This window comes from Streptomyces stoeckheimensis (assembly GCF_045822005.1).
GTDB lineage: Bacteria > Actinomycetota > Actinomycetes > Streptomycetales > Streptomycetaceae > Streptomyces > Streptomyces stoeckheimensis.
The window spans coordinates 8,849,241-8,864,878 of the sequence record NZ_CP169550.1; the positions used below are offsets into that span (position 1 = coordinate 8,849,241).

Sequence of the window (15,638 nt, forward strand, 5' to 3'; positions counted from 1 at the left end):
CCCCCGTACGAGGAGACCCCGCCATGAGCTCTGACACGCATGCGACGCCACGCGATCTCCTCGACCTGCCCCGGGGACAGATCCTCCTGGTGGGTACGGGCGCCTTCGACGTGGTGAAGATGCCGACCTGGGTGATGTGGCTGCGGGCGACCTGCGGCTGGTCGGTGCGGGTCTGCCTGACGGCGTCCGCCGAGCTCCTCGTGTCCCGGCGGGCGCTGGCCGCCGCGGCCCAGGCGCCGGTCAGCGGGCCCGAGTGGGACACCGAGCAGGGCAGGGTGCCGCACCAGGAACTGGCCGAGTGGGCCGACCTGGTCCTGGTGCTGCCGGCCACCGTCAACTTCATCGCGAAGTGCGCGGCGGGCATCACCGACGACCTCGCCCTGACCACGGTCATGAACACGGAGGCACCCGTGGTCATCGGTCCGTCGATCCCGGCCACCGCACTGCGCCGCCCTTCGGTCCGACGGAACCTGCGCACCCTGCAGGAGGACGGCTTCTTCGTGGTGCCCCCCGCGGCGGGCACCTCCGTACACGAGGGCCGCACCACCGAGGGCTGGGGAAGCGAGCTGGGGTCCGCGCTGGAGTGCGCGGCCAAGGCACTCGCCGAGCGCCGGACGGTCTGACACGCCCCCCTCACGGATGCGAAGCCCCGGACCGAGCCGGGCGCCGAGCACCCACCCCGTGCCGTCACCCCCGTGCCGCGAGGACGAGGGCGAGCACCGCGTCTCCCGCCTGCCACGCCATGGCGCGGCGCCGTCCGTCGAGGACGGGTGGCCGCAGGCCCAGGATCGCGATGTCCCGCGCGGCGGTCCCGAAGATCCCGGTCCGGTCGGCCTTGACCGCCGCCTCTTTCAGCGCCCAGGCGCCGGCCAGCGCGTCGGGCCGGTCCGTACCGACGAGGGAGCGTTCCCCGGCGGAGAGGACGTGGTCCGCGACCCGCCGTACCGCGTCCGCCGAGGCGGTCTCGCACAGGTCCACTCCGACCGGCCGGGGTGCGAGGGCCGCGGCGACGTGGTGGGCGGTGTGGCTGATGGAGACGTGCAGGGCGGTCACCGGGCTCCCGCCGACGAGGACGTGGGGGCTGCCGTCGTCGCGCGGGAGGACCTCCACCTCGGCCGCCGGGGCGGCGAGGAACTCGCCGACCAGGCGCTTGGCGAGCAGCCGTCCCGCCGCCCACTCGGCCTGCCGCCAGGCCGGCAGCGCCCGGACCACCTGCCGCTCGGCCGGTGAGAGGGGCACGAGGGGCACGGCCCGGTGGAGGCCGGGGCGCCGGGCCACGAGCACCCCGGCCCCGCCCCATCGGTGGACCTGTCCCGGCACGATCGGCGGGAAGACGGTGATCACGGCGGCGGGGGTCACGCGGCGGCGGGGGTGCACGGGGCTGCCGTGGCCGTGTCCGCCTCCAAGGCCCGCAGTTCGCGCTCCAGCGCGGTCACGGCCTGCCGGATCTGGTCGGGCGTGTGGTCACAGGTGACGAAGAAGCGCAGCCGGGCCATTTCCTCCGGTACGGCCGGGTAGAGGATGGGGTTGACGCTGATGCCCTGCCGGAAGAGGGCCTCCGCGAGCTGCAGCGTCTTCAGCGAGTCCCCGACGATGCAGGGGACGACCGGCGTGTCGTGGCTGTCCCCGACGTCGATCCCCGCTTCGCGCGCCAGCCGGACGAACAGCGAGGCGTTGTACGCGAGACGCGTGACGCGCTTCGGCTCGGTGCGCAGGAGGCGCAGCGCGGCCAGCGAGGCTGCGGTGTCGGCCGGGGTCATGCCGGCGCTGTAGACGAACCCCGGAGCGGTGTAGCGCAGGTACTCGACGACCGCGCGGCTCCCGGCGACGTAGCCGCCGCAGCTGGCCAGTGCCTTGGACAACGTGCCCGACCACAGATCGACGTCCGAGCGCTCGATGCCGTGGTACTCGCCGATGCCCCTGCCCGTCGTGCCGATCGTGCCGATGCTGTGGGCCTCGTCGATCATCAGCAGCGCGCCGTGGCGGCGCTTGACCTCGACGAGTGCGGGCAGGTCCGCGATGTCGCCGTCCATGCTGTAGACGCCCTCGATGACGATGAGCACCCGCCGGTACTGGTGGCGGACCTGGCCGAGCACGGAGTCGAGCGCGGCCGAGTCATCGTGGGGGAAGGGCCTGCGGGTCGCGCCGGAGAGCTTGCAGCCCTGCAGGATGCTGTCGTGGGCGAGGGAGTCGTGGAGGACGAGGTCCCCGGGGCCGACGAGGTGCCCGATCACGGTGACGTTGGTGGCGTGTCCGTTGGCCAGGGTGAGCGCGGATTCGCATCCGAGCAGGTCGGCGAGTTCCGCTTCGAGCTCCAGGTGGAGCGGACGGCTGCCGGACAGCAGCCGGCTGGCGGACACCGACGTGCCGTAGCGCTCCACCGCCTCCTTGGCGGCCGCCTTCACCTCAGGGTCGGTCGCCATGCCCAGGTAGTTGTAGCTGGAGAAGGAGACGAGTTCCCGGCCGCCGACGACCGTCGTGTCCGTCATGCCGCCTTCGTGTACGAGGAAGTACGGATTGGCGAGTCCCAGCCCGGCGAGCATGCCGATCCGCTCACCGTGGGCGGCGACCTCCGGGAAGCGGTCGATCCGCGTGTGCTCCTCCGGCGCGGCCGGGTCGTCCGTCGGCTGCTCGGGGGGAGCCGGGGGAACCGGGGGAACCGGGACCACGCCCAGGCGGGGGGAGTCCGCCGCTGCCGAAGGTTCGGGAGCCGATACGACCGGCATCGGCTCGGTGGACGTCGCAGGCGGGGTCCCGTCACCGTGTCCGGTGCGCTGCCCGGGGACGGCCGTCGCCGCCGTGGCGTCCGGGCAGGCGCCCGTGATCAGCGCGGCGATCCGGGCGACGGTCGGCCGGTCGGCGGCCCGCTCGTCGAAGCTCCACTGCGGCCACTGCCGGGAAAGGGAGGTGAGCAGGTCGGTGAGCATCAGCGAGTCGAATCCGAGGTCGTCGATCAGCAGCTGGTCGCTGCTCAGCTGCTCCACCGGGAAGGCGCTGATCCGGGCCACCTGCGCGAGCACGGCTTCGGTGACCTCGGCGGTGACCGCGCCGGTGCCCTCGTCGGCCGCCGCTCGCGGGGCGGGCGGGCCGGAGGGGTCGGCGGCGGCCTCCTCGGCCTCCTCGGGAGCCGCGGCAGCGGGTACGGCCAGGGCGGCGGGCACCGGCTCGGGGAGCGTCCCGGCGAGGCGGGCGAGCAGCTCCGCCTGCTGCCGGACCAGCTGGAGCAGCTCGTCCACCGGGGTGTTCGCCGGGGCGTCCGTCGGGGCGTTCATCGAGGTCTCCTCCGGCTGTGCAGCCTCTACGGGCTGTACGGGCTGTACGGGCTGCGCCGGGAGGGAGGCGGCGGCGGGGTCCTGCTTCGCGGCACGCCTGGCAGGTACCCAGTAGGACTGGGTGGCGAGCCCGGCCACCGGCAGGTCCAGCAGCCGGCGGTCCTCCTCGGCGATCAGGGCGCGGGGGTCGACGGGGACACCCAGGACCGCGAGCCGGGCGAGGGCCAGCGCGAAGGCGCGCCCGCCGTCGGCCGTCCCCTCGACGGGGACGACATGGACGTCGTCGTGGCCGCCGAGGTTGCGGCGGACCGAGGTGAGGAGCGAGCTGCCGCCCGTCACCTGGAGGAAGACGCGGGCCCCCTGGTCGTAGGCGGTACGGACCGCGTCGCCGAAGAGGACCGGCGCGGACGCGTGACGGATCCACAGCTCGCGCAGCCGCTCGGGGTCGGTGCAGACCTCGGCGTTCACGGACGAGACGAACGGCAGGACGGGGCCGGCGATCGCACGGGCGGTGAGGCCCGAGCGGATGGTGTCCTCGACGGCGGTCAGGTGCGGCGAGTGGAAGGCGTTGGACACGTCGAGCGTCGCCGTGACGACCCCGGCTTCCGCGCACGCCTCCCGCAGGGCGGCGAGGCCTTCCGGGGTGCCGCTGACCACGATCTGCCGCGGCTGGTTGAAGCAGGCGAGCCAGACGCCGTCGATCCCGCGCGTGAGCCGGCGGCAGGTCTCCTCGTCGGTCTGCACGGCGAGCATTCCGCCCGAGAAGCCGGACTCGGCCTTCCGGAGGGTTGCACCGCGGTGGACCAGCAGCCGGACCGTGTCCACGTTGCTGAGCGCTCCGGCGGCCGCGGCCGCGGCGAACTCCCCGGCGCTGTGCCCGAGGGCGAGGTCGGGACGGATGCCGCAGTCGGCGAGCAGGCGGGTGGCGGCGATCTGGACGGTACCGAGCAGGGGCTGGCACACCTCGGTGGCGGCGAGCCGCTTCCTGAGCTCCTCGGTGTCGCCGTCGGACCGGGCCTCATCGCCGTAGACCAGGTCGGCCAGGTCAAAGCCGAGGTCGGCCCGGGCCACGGCGCTGAGTACGCAGACGGCCGAGCGGTAGGCGGGGAACCGCGCGTAGAGGTCCTGCATCATGCCCGGTCGCTGGCTGCCCTGACCGGGGAAGAGGAAGGCGGTACGGCGCTGCGCGGCAGGCAGGGGTGCGTCGGCGGCGAAGGCGCCGTCGCCGAGGTCGCCCCGGGCTCCGGCCAGGAGCTGCTCACGGGCGCGGCGCAGCCGCTCGACGAACGCGTCCGTGTCGGTGGCCACGACCGCGAGCCGGGCCGTCAGCGGTTCCCGGGAGCCGAGGGTGTGGGCCACGGCCGCCAGCGGGGCACGGTCCGTCGTGTCGGGTGCGTCGAGCGCGTCGAGTACGTCGCCGATGTGCCGGTCCAGCAGTTCGGCGTTGCCGGCCGAAAGGAAGACGAGCTGGGGCTGCCCGGCGTCTCCGGTGCGAGCCGGGAGGTGGCCGGTGGCCGTGTCGGGCTGCCGCTCCTCCAGCACCACGTGGACGTTCGTGCCGCCGAAGCCGAACGAGCTGACGGCCGCACGGCGCGGGGTACCGGTGTCGGGAAAGGGCCGCGGGCTGTCGGCGAAGCGCAGGCCGGCGGCGGCGATGCCCAGGTCCGGGTGGGGTGCGGTCTGCGGCTGCGGCACGATCGTGCGGTGGTGGACCACCAGGGCCGTCTTGATCAGTCCCGCGATGCCCGCCGCGGACAGGGAATGCCCGATGAGAGCCTTGCCCGCGCCGAGGTAGCACAGGGCGGGGTCGTCGTCGGGGTACTCGGTGCGCAGTCGGCGCAGGGCCTCGGACTCGGCCCGGTCGCCGGCTGCGGTGCCGGTGCCGTGGGCCTCCAGGAAGCCCACGGAGGAGGGCGCGACGCCCGCGTCCTCGTAGGCCCGGCGCATGGCGCGCAGCTGGCCGTCGGCGGTGGGGACCAGCGGTCCGGGGGAGGCGCCGTCGTTCGCCGAGCCGATGCCCTTGATCACCGCGTAGACGCGGTCGCCCTCCGCCAGCGCGTCGGCCAGCGGCCGTACGACGACGACACCGGCGCCCTCGCCGAGGACGAAGCCGTCGGCCTCCGCGTCGAACGGGCGGCACACCCCGGCCGCCGACAGGGCGCGGAGCCTGGAGAAGCCGACCAGGCTGTCGGGGGTGAGGTTGAGGTACACGCCGCCGACGAGGGCGATCCGGCAGCTGCCGGATCGCACCTGGGCGATCGCCTGGTCGAGGGCGACCAGCGAACCGGAGCAGGCGGCGTCCACGGCGAAGCTGGGACCGCCGAGGTCGAAGTGCCGGCTGACGGTCCCGGCCGCCATGTTGAGCAGGCTCCCCGGCAGGGTGAAGGCGTCGATGGAGCCGAGCTGCCGCGCCCGCTCCTTGGCGGCGTCGGCGGCGCCCCCGTCGCCCTCCTCCACCCCGTGCGCGCCCTCGGCCAGGGTGATGGCCCGGAGGGGGGCCGCCATGAGGTCCTTGTAGTCGGACACCGATATCCCGAAGAACACCCCGGTGTTCTCGCGGTCGAAGTCGCCGCGGCCCAGCCCCGCGTCGGCGAGCGCCTCGCGCGTGACGTCGAGCATCAGCCGGTGCTGCGGGTCCATGGCCCGGGCGCGAGCGGGCGGCACGCCGTAGTGCGCCGCGTCGAAACGGTCCAGGTCCTCCAGGAAGGCGACCTGGTCGGTGTACGCGGCGTTGGGTGCCGACCGGTTGCCCGGCTCGTGGAAGGTCCCGTGGTTCCAGCGTTCCCCCGGGACGGCGGAGAACTGACGCTCCGCGCTCATCAGGAGCTTCCAGTAGGTGCGGATGTCGGGGGCACCCGGGAAGCGGCAGCCGAGTCCGACGATGGCGATGTCAGTCATGGATCTTCCTTGTCGTCACGCCCTGGACGGACGGCGTCCGGGGCTGGGTGGGGCTGGAGGGGTGGGATGGAGCGGAGGCTGGATCGGATGGGAGAGGGGGGAGGGGAGCGCCCGGTGGTCAGCGGCGCGCGGGGGCGTGGGTACGGACGACGGTGCGGATAGGGGAGCAACGGCCCGGGGCGCACCGCCTCGCGGGGGCCGGTGGCGGCCGGGGCGTCGGCTGCGGCACTTTGGCCCTCAGCGCCTTCGGCGCCCACCAGTTCAGGCCGCCCGCCAGGCGCATGAGCGCCGGTACGAGGACGCCTCGAACGAGCGTGGCGTCGAGGAGGACGCCCAGACCGGCGCCGATGCCGAAGAACTGCAGGAGGGAGACCTGCGAGGTGCCGAAGCTCAAGAGGGTGAACGCGAGCAGGGCACCTGCCGTGGTGACGATGCCGCCGGTCCGGGCGATGCCCGTGACGATCGACTCGGTGTTGTCCTCCCCGGAGTCGCGCGCCTCCTTGATCCGGGCCAGGACGAACACCTCGTAGTCCACCGAGAGCCCGAAGAGGATGCAGAACAGCAGCACCGGCATGGTCGTGGTGAGCGGTGCGGGCGTGAAACCGAGCAGGCCGCTCAGATGGCCCGTCTGGAAGATCCACACCATCGCTCCGAGGACGGCCGTCAGGCTCAGGGCGTTCAGTGCGATGGCCTTGAGCGGCAGCAGCAGACTGCGCGTGAAGCCGAAGAGCAGCACGAACGTGGTGACGGTGATCAGGGCGAGTGCCAGTGGAATCCGGTCACCCACCGTGTCCTTTGCGTCGACCAGTACCGCGCTCGGACCGCCGACCAGGACCTTGGTTCCGGGCGGGGCGGGGGTCTCGCGGACGTCGTGCACGAGCTGCTGGGCCGCCCGCGAGCGGGGGTCGACCCGCGGCACCACGGAGAGCTGGGCCGGACCGTCGCCCTCGGCCCCGGCGACCGGGGCGACCTGGGCGACCTGGGCGACCTGGGGGAGCGCGGACAGCCTGCGCACGTACTCCTCGAGCGCCGATCGGTCCGCCGTACCCGTACCCGTGCCCGTGCCCGTCACGGAAACGGTGAGCGCGTCGGCGCCCCTCACGTCGAACGATTCGCGCACCAGGTCACCGGTCTGCCGGCTGGCCGCGCTCGTCGGCAGCGCCCGGTCGTCGGGGCTGGCGAAACCGGCGTGCGCGAACGGTGCGGCGAGGACCAGCAGCACTCCGATCACCGGCAGCGCCGCGAGCAGCGGGCGGCGTACGACGATCCGCGCCAGCCCCTCCCAGAAGCGCGATCCGGAGCCCGTACGGGCCCGGCGGCGCCACGGCACGGGCCAGGCGTTCACGCGCGTGCCGAGCAGCGTGAGCACCGCGGGCAGGACGGTCACGGCGCTCACGGCGGCGATGGCCACCACGGCGATGCCCGCGTAGGCGAAGGAGCGCAGGAAGTACGGCGGGAACACCAGCAGCGTCGCCAGCGCGGCGGAGACCGTCGCGGCACTGAAGGCGATCGTGTGGCCGGCGGTGCGCACGGTCCGGATGGCGGCCGTCCGCGGGTGGTACCCGGCGGCGAGCTCCTCGCGGAACCGCGAGACGATCAGCAGCCCGTAGTCGATGCCCAGCCCCAGGCCGAGCGCCGTGGTCAGGTTCAGCGCGAACACGGATACGTCGGTGACCGAGCCCAGGACGCTCAGGACCAGCAGGGTCCCGGCGATGGCGAGGACTCCGATCAGCAGCGGCAGCGCGGCGGCCACGACACTGCCGAACGCCAGGACCAGCAGGATCAGCGTGCCCGGCAGCACGACGGCCTCGGCCCGCTTCAGGTCGGACTCCGCGATGTCCTGGAGCTCGGCGTCGGTGAGCGCCGACCCGCCCACGTGCACGGTCAGGGCCGCGTCGGGAGCGCCGGGGCCGGTCAGCTCCTCGCTCAGCCGCTCGACCCGGGCACCGAGCTGTTCGCCGTCCCCGTCCACGTGCGCGACCAGCATGCCCGCGCGGCCGTCCCGGCTGCGCAGCTCCGCCGCGCCGCCGGTCCAGTACGAGGCCACGGCGCCCACGTGCGGCTGGGCGGCGAGCCTGCGGGTCAGCTCCTCGCCCTCGCTCCGGGCCGCCGGGCCGTCGACGGAACCGTCGCGGGCCTCTGCGACGACGACCAGGTTGGGGGAGGCCCCCAGCCGCTCTGCGGCCACACGGGCGGCGCGGCTGGACTGAGACCGGGGATCGTCGTACCCCTGCGTCTTCAGCCGCCCGGTCGCCTCCGCACCGAACACGACGGACAGCGCGAGGAACACGAGGGCGGCCAAGAGGACGAGCCCGGGACGGCGGGTCACGAAGACGCCTGCACGACGGGACATCGGGGTCTCCGATCCAGATGGCGATCCGTCCTGCTCTGCTGCAGAACGACGGATTTCCACCGTGCCCCGCCCCGGGGCGGACCCGTAGCCCCGGCTGTTCGTTACTTGACAGGACCCCTCCCCATGCCCTCACCACCGTCGCCGTCCCACAGGGGACGGCACGTCCGGTGCGATACGACCGCGCCTTCGAGGGGAGCACGCGAACAGGGCGGTTCCGCGTGCCCTACCGGATCAGCGCTCCGGCGGACCCGCCGCCCGTGCCCGGCACCGCACGAGGGCCTGGATGCCGGTCCGGAAGCTGCTGCGACCCGGCCGGATGGAAGTCTGTCCTGTGTAGGACATGGCGCGTCCCGGACACGCGAGAACCCTGGAACACCCCCCTCACCTGCGGCAACCTTGATCACGTCAGTCAAACACCGCACCACTCGGGGGAATCCGGTCATGTCCAGCCGTCTCAAGGCCGCCGCGCTCGTCGCCGTCACCGTCACGCAGACGACCCGTGCAGACGGTGCGACGTACCAGGAAGACTTTCGTTGGGACCACGTCCCGCTGGTTGCCGACGGACCGGACAGCTGACCACCGGCAGCTGTAACCGACGGCGTGATGTCAGGCGGCGTGCTTCACGTGGCGGACCAGCCACATCAGCAGGGCGTCCAGGTCGGCGGCGGCCGAGAGGACCCGGTCGACCGCCTCGGGGGTGTGCAGCCACTCCTCGCAGCCGAGGGGGCGGGCGGCGATCAGAGAGCGGTGGCGCAGCAGGTCCGTACGGGAGTGGTCCGTCGGGTAGCCGCGCGGCGGACGCTTCATCACGTCCCCGGAGACGTCGTAGCCCTTCTTCCGCACGTCCTCGACGATGGCGGACAGTTCGCGACCGCTCCCCTCGGAGGCCACGGCCTTGCGGAACCTGTCCACCTGGCCGGGATCGGGATACCACCAGGCGCCCTGGATCCGCAGGCCGTCCACGGAGAACCGGAGACCGATCTCGATCTTGCGGTCGAGGCGGATCACGGCGCTCTGGTTCTGCCACCACCAGGAGTCCGTGCGGTAGTGCCAGACGGAGAAGTCCTCGTATCGGGGGTTCGTGTCCGCGACCTCGTTGAGCAGGGCGATCATCGGCTGTCGGACCAGGCGTTCGCGGTCCGCGCGACAGCGCTCGCGCGTCGCGTGGGTCGGTTCGCCCTGGAGCTCCCACAGCACGTCCATGGCCTGCTCAGGCCAGCCGGTGAACTGTCTGCGCATCCGGGCAGGTTAGCTCACCGCCGCTGCCGTTTCTCTCCGTGCCGCCGAGCGGCTCGGATGCGCGCTGAGGCAAGGCGAGCTCCGGCGGCATTGTCAGTGCGGGGCGCGAAGATGACCTACATGACCGAAAACATCGCCCTGCTTTCCCCTGCCGCCTACACAGAGGCCGTGACCGCCGCCGTGGCGGCGTCGGCCGCGTACTACGGCGACGGGACCACCCCGCTCGGTGACGACGAATACGACGGGCTGCTCCGCGCCATCGCGGCCTACGAGGAGGCCCACCCGGACGAGGTGCTGGCCCAGTCGCCGACCGGGAAGGTCGCGGGCGGGGCCGTCCAGGGCGACGTGCCGCACTCGGTGCCGATGCTCTCCCTCGACAACGTCTTCGACGCCGACGAGCTCGCCGAGTGGGCCGCAGGGCTGGAACGGCGTCTCGGGCGCCCGGTGGCCGGGTGGTGTGTGGAGCCGAAGCTCGACGGCCTCGCGGTGGCCGCCCGGTACCGGGGTGGTCGGCTCGTCCAGGTCCTCACCCGCGGCGACGGCCTGGCCGGCGAGGACATCACCCACGCCGCCGACGCCGTCCTCGGTCTGCCCCCCGTACTCACCGAGCCGATCGACGTCGAGTTGCGCGGCGAGGTACTGCTGACGACCGCGCAGTTCGAGGAGGCCAACCGGATCCGGCTCACCCACGAGGCCACGCCCTTCGCGCACCCGCGCAGCGGAGCGGCCGGCACCCTGAGGGCCAAGGACCGCCCCTACCGGATCGAGTTGACCTTCTTCGCCTACAGCGCGATCGGCCTGGACGACCTCGGCCACGTCGCCCTGCTGGAGAACCTGGCCGCGCTCGGCGCGAACACGGCCGCCGGCACGGCCGTCGCCCCGATGCGATGCGAGACCGTGGAGCAGGTACAGGAACGCATCGACGTGATCGCCGGCCTGCGCGCAGACCTGCCCTTCGGCATCGACGGTGTCGTCGTCAAGGCCGACACGGCCGAGGACCAGCGGCAGGCCGGCAACGGCTCGCGCGCCCCGAGATGGGCGGTGGCCCGGAAACTGGCGGCCGAACACAAGGTGACGCGCCTGCTGGCGGTGGAGTGGAACGTCGGCCGGACCGGGATCATCGCCCCGCGCGCAGTCCTGGAGCCCGTGGTCATCGACGGGGTGACGGTCACCTACGCCACGCTCCACAATCCGTCCGACATCACCCGTCGCGGGCTCATGATCGGCGACCAGGTGTTCGTCTACCGGGCCGGCGACGTGATCCCCCGGGTCGAGGCACCACTGGTCGACCAGCGCACCGGCACCGAGAGCCCGATCGTCTTCCCCGAGGCGTGCCCCCGCTGTGGCGACGCCATCGACACCTCCGAGCAGCGCTGGCGGTGCGTGCGCGGACGCAACTGCCAGGCCGTGGCCTCGGTGATCTACGCGGCCGGCCGCGACCAGCTCGACATCGAAGGCCTCGGCGGCACGCGCGCGATCCAGCTGGTGGAGGCCGGTCTGGTCAAGGACATCGCCGACCTGTTCACCCTGACCAGAGAGCAGCTCCTCGGTCTGGAGCGCATGGGCGAGACCAGCGCCACCAACCTCCTGGCCGCGATCGAGACGGCCCGCGGGGCCGTATTGAGCCGCGTGTTCTGCGCCCTCGGTGTCCGCGGCACCGGGCGCACCATGTCCCGCCGGATCGCTGCGCACTTCGGCTCGATGGCCGCGATCCGTGCCGCCGATGCGGACACGCTGGCCGGGGTCGACGGCATCGGCGCCGAGAAGGCCCGCGTCATCGAGGCCGAACTCGTCGAACTCGCCCCGCTCCTCGACAAGCTCCAGGCGCAGCAGGTCGGCATGCAGGCCACCGAGCCGCAGCGGGCCGCAACCGACGCGCACGACGCCGATGACTCGGCGGGCGGCCCGCTGGCCGGACAGGCCGTCGTGGTGACCGGCTCCATGACGGGCCCCCTCGCGGTGCTGTCCCGGAACGAGATGAACGAGCTGATCGAGCGGGCCGGCGGAAAGGCATCGTCGTCGGTGTCCAAGCGCACCACGCTCCTGGTGGCGGGCGAGAAGGCCGGATCCAAGCGCACCAAGGCCGAAGAACTGGGCATCCGCATCCTCGACCCCGAGGAATTCGCCACCCTCGTCGCCGACCTCCTCCCTCCTGCCTGATCACCACCCGCGAGCTCGCTCGCAGCCACAGGGAACCGGCTTCTCTGCCCGGCCGCAGAGCATAGATCTCCGCGATGATTCGATCCTGAGGAAGATCCGCGACGTCAACCCATGAAAGGCGGGCGATCGGCCGCGAGTTGACCGACCGCGCACGAGCGAGGGGAGGGCGTGCGTGGCCGCTGTCTCATTGCCTCCCAGGCGTAAAAGTACAGAACAGGCTGCTGAACATGTCCTTCTTCATTCCCGACTTCGATGATTCCGTCGTCGTACGCGCTGCGGACGCCGAGCTCATCGGGGGCGACGCCCCGGTCCAGAACCACCTGCTCGTGGACAGCGCCCAGGTGGGTGGCGCGCTCTCGACCATGCGCGTAACGCTGGCCAAGGGTGCGAACGGGGCTCGTCCGCACCACCACCGCAAGTCCGCAGAGATGTTCTACGTCCTCGACGGCACCGCGCAGCTGCTCGCCGGCGACCAGGTCGTGACGGCCGAGCGCGGCGACGTCGTCGTGGTACCGCCCGGTCAGAAGCACGCCTTCTCCGCCGCTCCGGGTGAGATCGCCGACATGCTCGTCATCATCACGCCGGGCGTAGAGCGCTTCGAGTACTTCCGGCACCTGGAGCGAATCCGGTACGGGAAGGTCCCGCCCGAGAGCCTTCTGGAGGTGCAGGAGTTGTACGACTCCTACTTCGGCACCAGCGCGATCTGGGAGTCCTCGCGCAACGGGTGACCGCGACGGGGCCTGATGGTCGCTCCGGCGAGTAGGGCCGCAGGCCGTCGGGGGTTGCACGGCCTGCCTGCCAAGCCCCGCCGGTGGGCTGCCCCGCCATGAAGTTACTGCGGGGTAGCCGTGCGGCGGGCCAGGCGGTAACGTCGGGCCCCTCGAGGGGAGAAGCATGTCTCGTACGCTGACCGTGTCCGACAGCATCGTCGTCAAGGTCCATCCTGCAGAGGTCTATCGGCGCATATCCGATCCCGCACGGATGGGGGACTGGAGCCCGGAGAACCTCGGCGCCACCGTGCGCGGGGGTGCCCGGGAACCGAGTGTCGGCATGGTCTTCGACGGCCGGAACAAACGTGGCGCCTTCCGCTGGACCACCCGGTGCACCGTGACGGCGCTCGAGCCGGACAGGCTGTTCCGGTTCAGGGTGCACGCCATCGGTGTCACGCGGCCCCGGCTGCCGGGTCCCATCGCCACCTGGGAGTACCGCTTCGAGCCCGTCCCGGAAGGGACCCGGGTGACCGAGACGTGGACCGACGACCGCCGGGCGTGGCCGGACTTCGTGGCGAACACCTTCGACCGGGTGGCCACAGGCGGCAGCGTCTTCGCCGATTTTCAGCGCAGGAACATCGCCACGACCCTGCGCAACCTCAAGAAGGCCTTGGAAACCGGCTGAAGCGTCGGCATCGCGGTGCCTGCGGGTATCCGGCTCTGACCTCGGCTTATCGTTGGCCTGGACTATTGTGGAGAGTGATCGGTTCGGGAATGATCTCCCCCCGTGACCATCTTCCTCGCCGTTGCACTCGGCGTGTTTCTCATCGTGCTCCTCCGCTCCAGCGTCCTTGGCGGTGCCGACCGCTGGATCGAAAAGCACTTCGTGGCGTCCTCCTACGGTCTTCCGCCCCGTGAGGCGCTGGACAACCGGCGCCCCGGTCCTCCGCCCGCGGCACACCGAGCGCAGGAGAGGCAGGACGTCGCCGACGCCGCATGGCAAGGGGACTGGAAGACCGCCGAGCGGTACGTCCGGGCGGCTGGGGACGACTGGGACGCGCGCTGGGACCGGCTGGAGCTCCTGCAGCACGTCGCCCGGAAGGACAGTGCCTGGCTCGACGCCTGGCGCACCGCCGAACCGGGCAACTGCGACGCGGCGACTCTCCACGCAAGCCTCATGGTCCACCGAGCCTGGGAGATCCGGGGCAGCGCCTTCGCCCACGCGGTCCCGGACTCGGACATGAAGCGCTTCCGCGCCATGCTCCCGGCCGCGATCGAGGAAGCCCGCCGCGCCGCACTGCTCGACCCCGCGAACCCGGGACCCTGGGTCGTCATGGTCACCGCAGCGCGCGGAGCCCAGTACGGCCACGAACAGTTCGAGCCCCTTTGGAAGGGGCTCGTCGCCCGCGCACCCCACCACTACGAGGGGCATTGGCAGGCCCTCCAGTACTGGTGTGCCAAGTGGTTCGGAAGCAACCGGCGGATGATGCGCTTCGCGCGCCAGACGGTCCGCAAGGCACCGGCGGGCAGCCCGCTCGCCGGGATATACCTGCACGCGCTGAGCGAACTCGCCGACCGTTCCTCCGCTGCCTCCCTGCCCGTCAGCCCCACGACGAGGAGCCTGCTGAAGCGGACCGCCGCTTCGTTCGGCCAGGTTGCCCCCGACGACGAGCGCCTGCCGGTCCTGCGCCACCTGTTGGCGCACTACATGCTCCAGTCGATGATGTACGGCCCCGCCCTGGAGCAGTTCCGCCAGATCGGGCCGTGGTGCGGAGCCGAACCCTGGCGCAAGGCGGGGAACCCTGTCATGGCGTTCGAAGCGGCTCGCGGCAGGGCCGTGAAACTGTCCCGGGCACGCCCCACCCCGACGGCGCAGGGCTACGGGATGGCGCGCTAGACGGCGTCTCCCGAGCCTCGGGGTCTTCGCAGAAACAAACGTGCGATTGTCGGTCGTGCGTGATAGTCACATGTCTCACGGGAGGTGCTCCATGCCTTCCCGTGAGGACACAGCAAGGGGTGGGGAGATGGCGGTGCTCCGTCAATGGGGGCTTGCACTGGGGAAATGGGGCGGCAGGCCCGTCGCACGGGTCCAGGAGGACTCCGGCGATCCGGACGTGCGACGGGTGCGCGAGGCCGCCGCGGCCGCGGACTGGACCGGTGTGCGCGAGGTGCTCGAAGCACGTCCCGAGAGCGACGACCGGACCGAACTGCTCTGGGCGGTCGGCGACACCGCCGGGGTGGAACGGTGGATCGTCCCGGTCCTCGAAGCAGACCCCGACGCGTCGCTGGCCCGGCTCGTGGCGGGCGTCCGCCACATCAGCTGGGGCTGGGAAGCCCGGACCGGTGCCAGGGCATCGGAGGTCTCGCGCGAGCAGTTCGAGGTGTTCCACTCGCGACTGCAGAGCGCCGAGGAGTGGCTCTACGAGGCGGCCGAGCGCGAGCCGCGGTGGACCTCGCCCTGGTACGGCCTCCAGCTCACCGGCCGCGGCCTCCAGGTCGGGGCGACCGCCGCACGCCGCCGCTTCGAGGCGACCGTACGCCGCGATCCGCACCACCTGGGAGCGCACCAGCAGCAGTTGCAGCAGGTCTGCGAGAAGTGGGGAGGCTCGCACGAGGAGGCGCACTCCTTCGCCCGGGACTCGGCCTTCGGCGCCCCCGCCGGCACGCAGCTGGGCCAGCTCGTGGCCATCGCGCACATCGAGCAGTGGCTCTCCCTCGACTCCGGTCCGGACGATGCGTACATGCGGAGACCCGAGGTCTCGGCGTCCCTGCGGGAGGCGGCCGACCACTCGTTCCGGCACCCGGACTTCGTGCGCCGGGCCGGGTGGGCCCAGGTGCTCAACACCTTCGCCATGGCGTTCTCGCTCGCGGGGGACCGCGAGGCAGCACGGGAGTGCTTCCACGCCACCCAGGGCCGCGTCACCGAGTTCCCCTGGTACTACATCAACGGCTCCGACCCCGCCGCGGCCTACCGCAAGCAGCGTGCGGCAACCGGACGCTGACCTG

Annotated in this window: 11 protein-coding genes; 7 read left to right on the forward strand and 4 right to left on the reverse strand. The window is 72.3% G+C overall.

Going from position 1 to position 15,638, the window contains the following annotated elements; all coding sequences use genetic code 11:
• The first annotated feature begins 23 nt into the window (after positions 1-23).
• Positions 24-623, forward strand: a complete 600-nt coding sequence (locus ACE1OC_RS40160; protein ID WP_407841211.1) for a flavoprotein — start codon at positions 24-26, stop codon at positions 621-623.
• A 64-nt stretch (positions 624-687) separates the two neighbouring features.
• On the opposite strand, the gene ACE1OC_RS40165 is transcribed toward ACE1OC_RS40160, so the two are convergent.
• The 3 genes from ACE1OC_RS40165 to ACE1OC_RS40175 form a co-directional block, all read right to left on the reverse strand.
• Complete coding sequence (locus ACE1OC_RS40165) at positions 688-1,359, reverse strand: 4'-phosphopantetheinyl transferase family protein (protein WP_407841212.1); 672 nt, start codon at positions 1,357-1,359, stop codon at positions 688-690.
• Positions 1,356-6,170: an aminotransferase class I/II-fold pyridoxal phosphate-dependent enzyme gene (locus tag ACE1OC_RS40170; protein ID WP_407841213.1), complete on the reverse strand. Its 4,815-nt coding sequence runs from the start codon at positions 6,168-6,170 to the stop codon at positions 1,356-1,358. Before ACE1OC_RS40170 ends, ACE1OC_RS40165 begins: the two co-directional genes overlap by 4 nt.
• Positions 6,171-6,288: 118 nt before the next feature.
• Positions 6,289-8,523: an MMPL family transporter gene (locus ACE1OC_RS40175; protein ID WP_407841214.1), complete on the reverse strand. Its 2,235-nt coding sequence runs from the start codon at positions 8,521-8,523 to the stop codon at positions 6,289-6,291.
• Positions 8,524-8,964: 441 nt separating this feature from the next.
• Between ACE1OC_RS40175 and ACE1OC_RS40180 the strand changes: the two genes are divergently transcribed.
• A complete protein-coding gene (locus ACE1OC_RS40180; protein ID WP_407841215.1) occupies positions 8,965-9,099 on the forward strand; it encodes a hypothetical protein in 135 nt (44 codons plus the stop codon).
• 30 nt (positions 9,100-9,129) lie between these two features.
• On the opposite strand, the gene ACE1OC_RS40185 is transcribed toward ACE1OC_RS40180, so the two are convergent.
• Positions 9,130-9,762, reverse strand: a complete 633-nt coding sequence (locus ACE1OC_RS40185) for a DUF2461 family protein (protein WP_407841216.1) — start codon at positions 9,760-9,762, stop codon at positions 9,130-9,132.
• Positions 9,763-9,873: 111 nt separating this feature from the next.
• Between ACE1OC_RS40185 and ligA the strand changes: the two genes are divergently transcribed.
• From ligA to ACE1OC_RS40210, 5 genes are all read left to right on the forward strand, one after another.
• Positions 9,874-11,922 (forward strand): NAD-dependent DNA ligase LigA, encoded by a 2,049-nt coding sequence (gene ligA / locus ACE1OC_RS40190; RefSeq protein ID WP_407841217.1) that lies wholly within the window; start codon positions 9,874-9,876, stop codon positions 11,920-11,922.
• A 227-nt stretch (positions 11,923-12,149) separates the two neighbouring features.
• On the forward strand, positions 12,150-12,650 hold the full coding sequence (locus tag ACE1OC_RS40195; RefSeq protein ID WP_407841218.1) for a cupin domain-containing protein: 501 nt from the start codon (positions 12,150-12,152) through the stop codon (positions 12,648-12,650).
• A gap of 166 nt (positions 12,651-12,816) precedes the next feature.
• Positions 12,817-13,317: an SRPBCC family protein gene (locus ACE1OC_RS40200; RefSeq protein WP_407841219.1), complete on the forward strand. Its 501-nt coding sequence runs from the start codon at positions 12,817-12,819 to the stop codon at positions 13,315-13,317.
• Positions 13,318-13,419: 102 nt separating this feature from the next.
• Positions 13,420-14,529: a hypothetical protein gene (locus ACE1OC_RS40205; RefSeq protein WP_407841220.1), complete on the forward strand. Its 1,110-nt coding sequence runs from the start codon at positions 13,420-13,422 to the stop codon at positions 14,527-14,529.
• Between the two features lie 127 nt (positions 14,530-14,656).
• Entirely contained in the window at positions 14,657-15,634 is a 978-nt protein-coding gene (locus tag ACE1OC_RS40210; protein WP_407841221.1) for a hypothetical protein, read from the forward strand.
• The last annotated feature ends 4 nt before the right edge of the window (positions 15,635-15,638 follow it).

What these genes read in the sequence shown, in the direction of transcription:
- ACE1OC_RS40200 (WP_407841219.1), top strand. Translation starts at nt 12,817, where the DNA reads ATGTCTCGTACGCTGACCGTGTCCGACAGCATCGTCGTCAAGGTCCAT.
- ACE1OC_RS40185 (WP_407841216.1), bottom strand. Translation starts at nt 9,762, where the DNA reads ATGCGCAGACAGTTCACCGGCTGGCCTGAGCAGGCCATGGACGTGCTG.
- ACE1OC_RS40160 (WP_407841211.1), top strand. Translation starts at nt 24, where the DNA reads ATGAGCTCTGACACGCATGCGACGCCACGCGATCTCCTCGACCTGCCC.
- ACE1OC_RS40180 (WP_407841215.1), top strand. Translation starts at nt 8,965, where the DNA reads ATGTCCAGCCGTCTCAAGGCCGCCGCGCTCGTCGCCGTCACCGTCACG.
- ACE1OC_RS40170 (WP_407841213.1), bottom strand. Translation starts at nt 6,170, where the DNA reads ATGACTGACATCGCCATCGTCGGACTCGGCTGCCGCTTCCCGGGTGCC.
- ACE1OC_RS40175 (WP_407841214.1), bottom strand. Translation starts at nt 8,523, where the DNA reads ATGTCCCGTCGTGCAGGCGTCTTCGTGACCCGCCGTCCCGGGCTCGTC.
- ligA (WP_407841217.1), top strand. Translation starts at nt 9,874, where the DNA reads ATGACCTACATGACCGAAAACATCGCCCTGCTTTCCCCTGCCGCCTAC.
- ACE1OC_RS40195 (WP_407841218.1), top strand. Translation starts at nt 12,150, where the DNA reads ATGTCCTTCTTCATTCCCGACTTCGATGATTCCGTCGTCGTACGCGCT.
- ACE1OC_RS40210 (WP_407841221.1), top strand. Translation starts at nt 14,657, where the DNA reads ATGGCGGTGCTCCGTCAATGGGGGCTTGCACTGGGGAAATGGGGCGGC.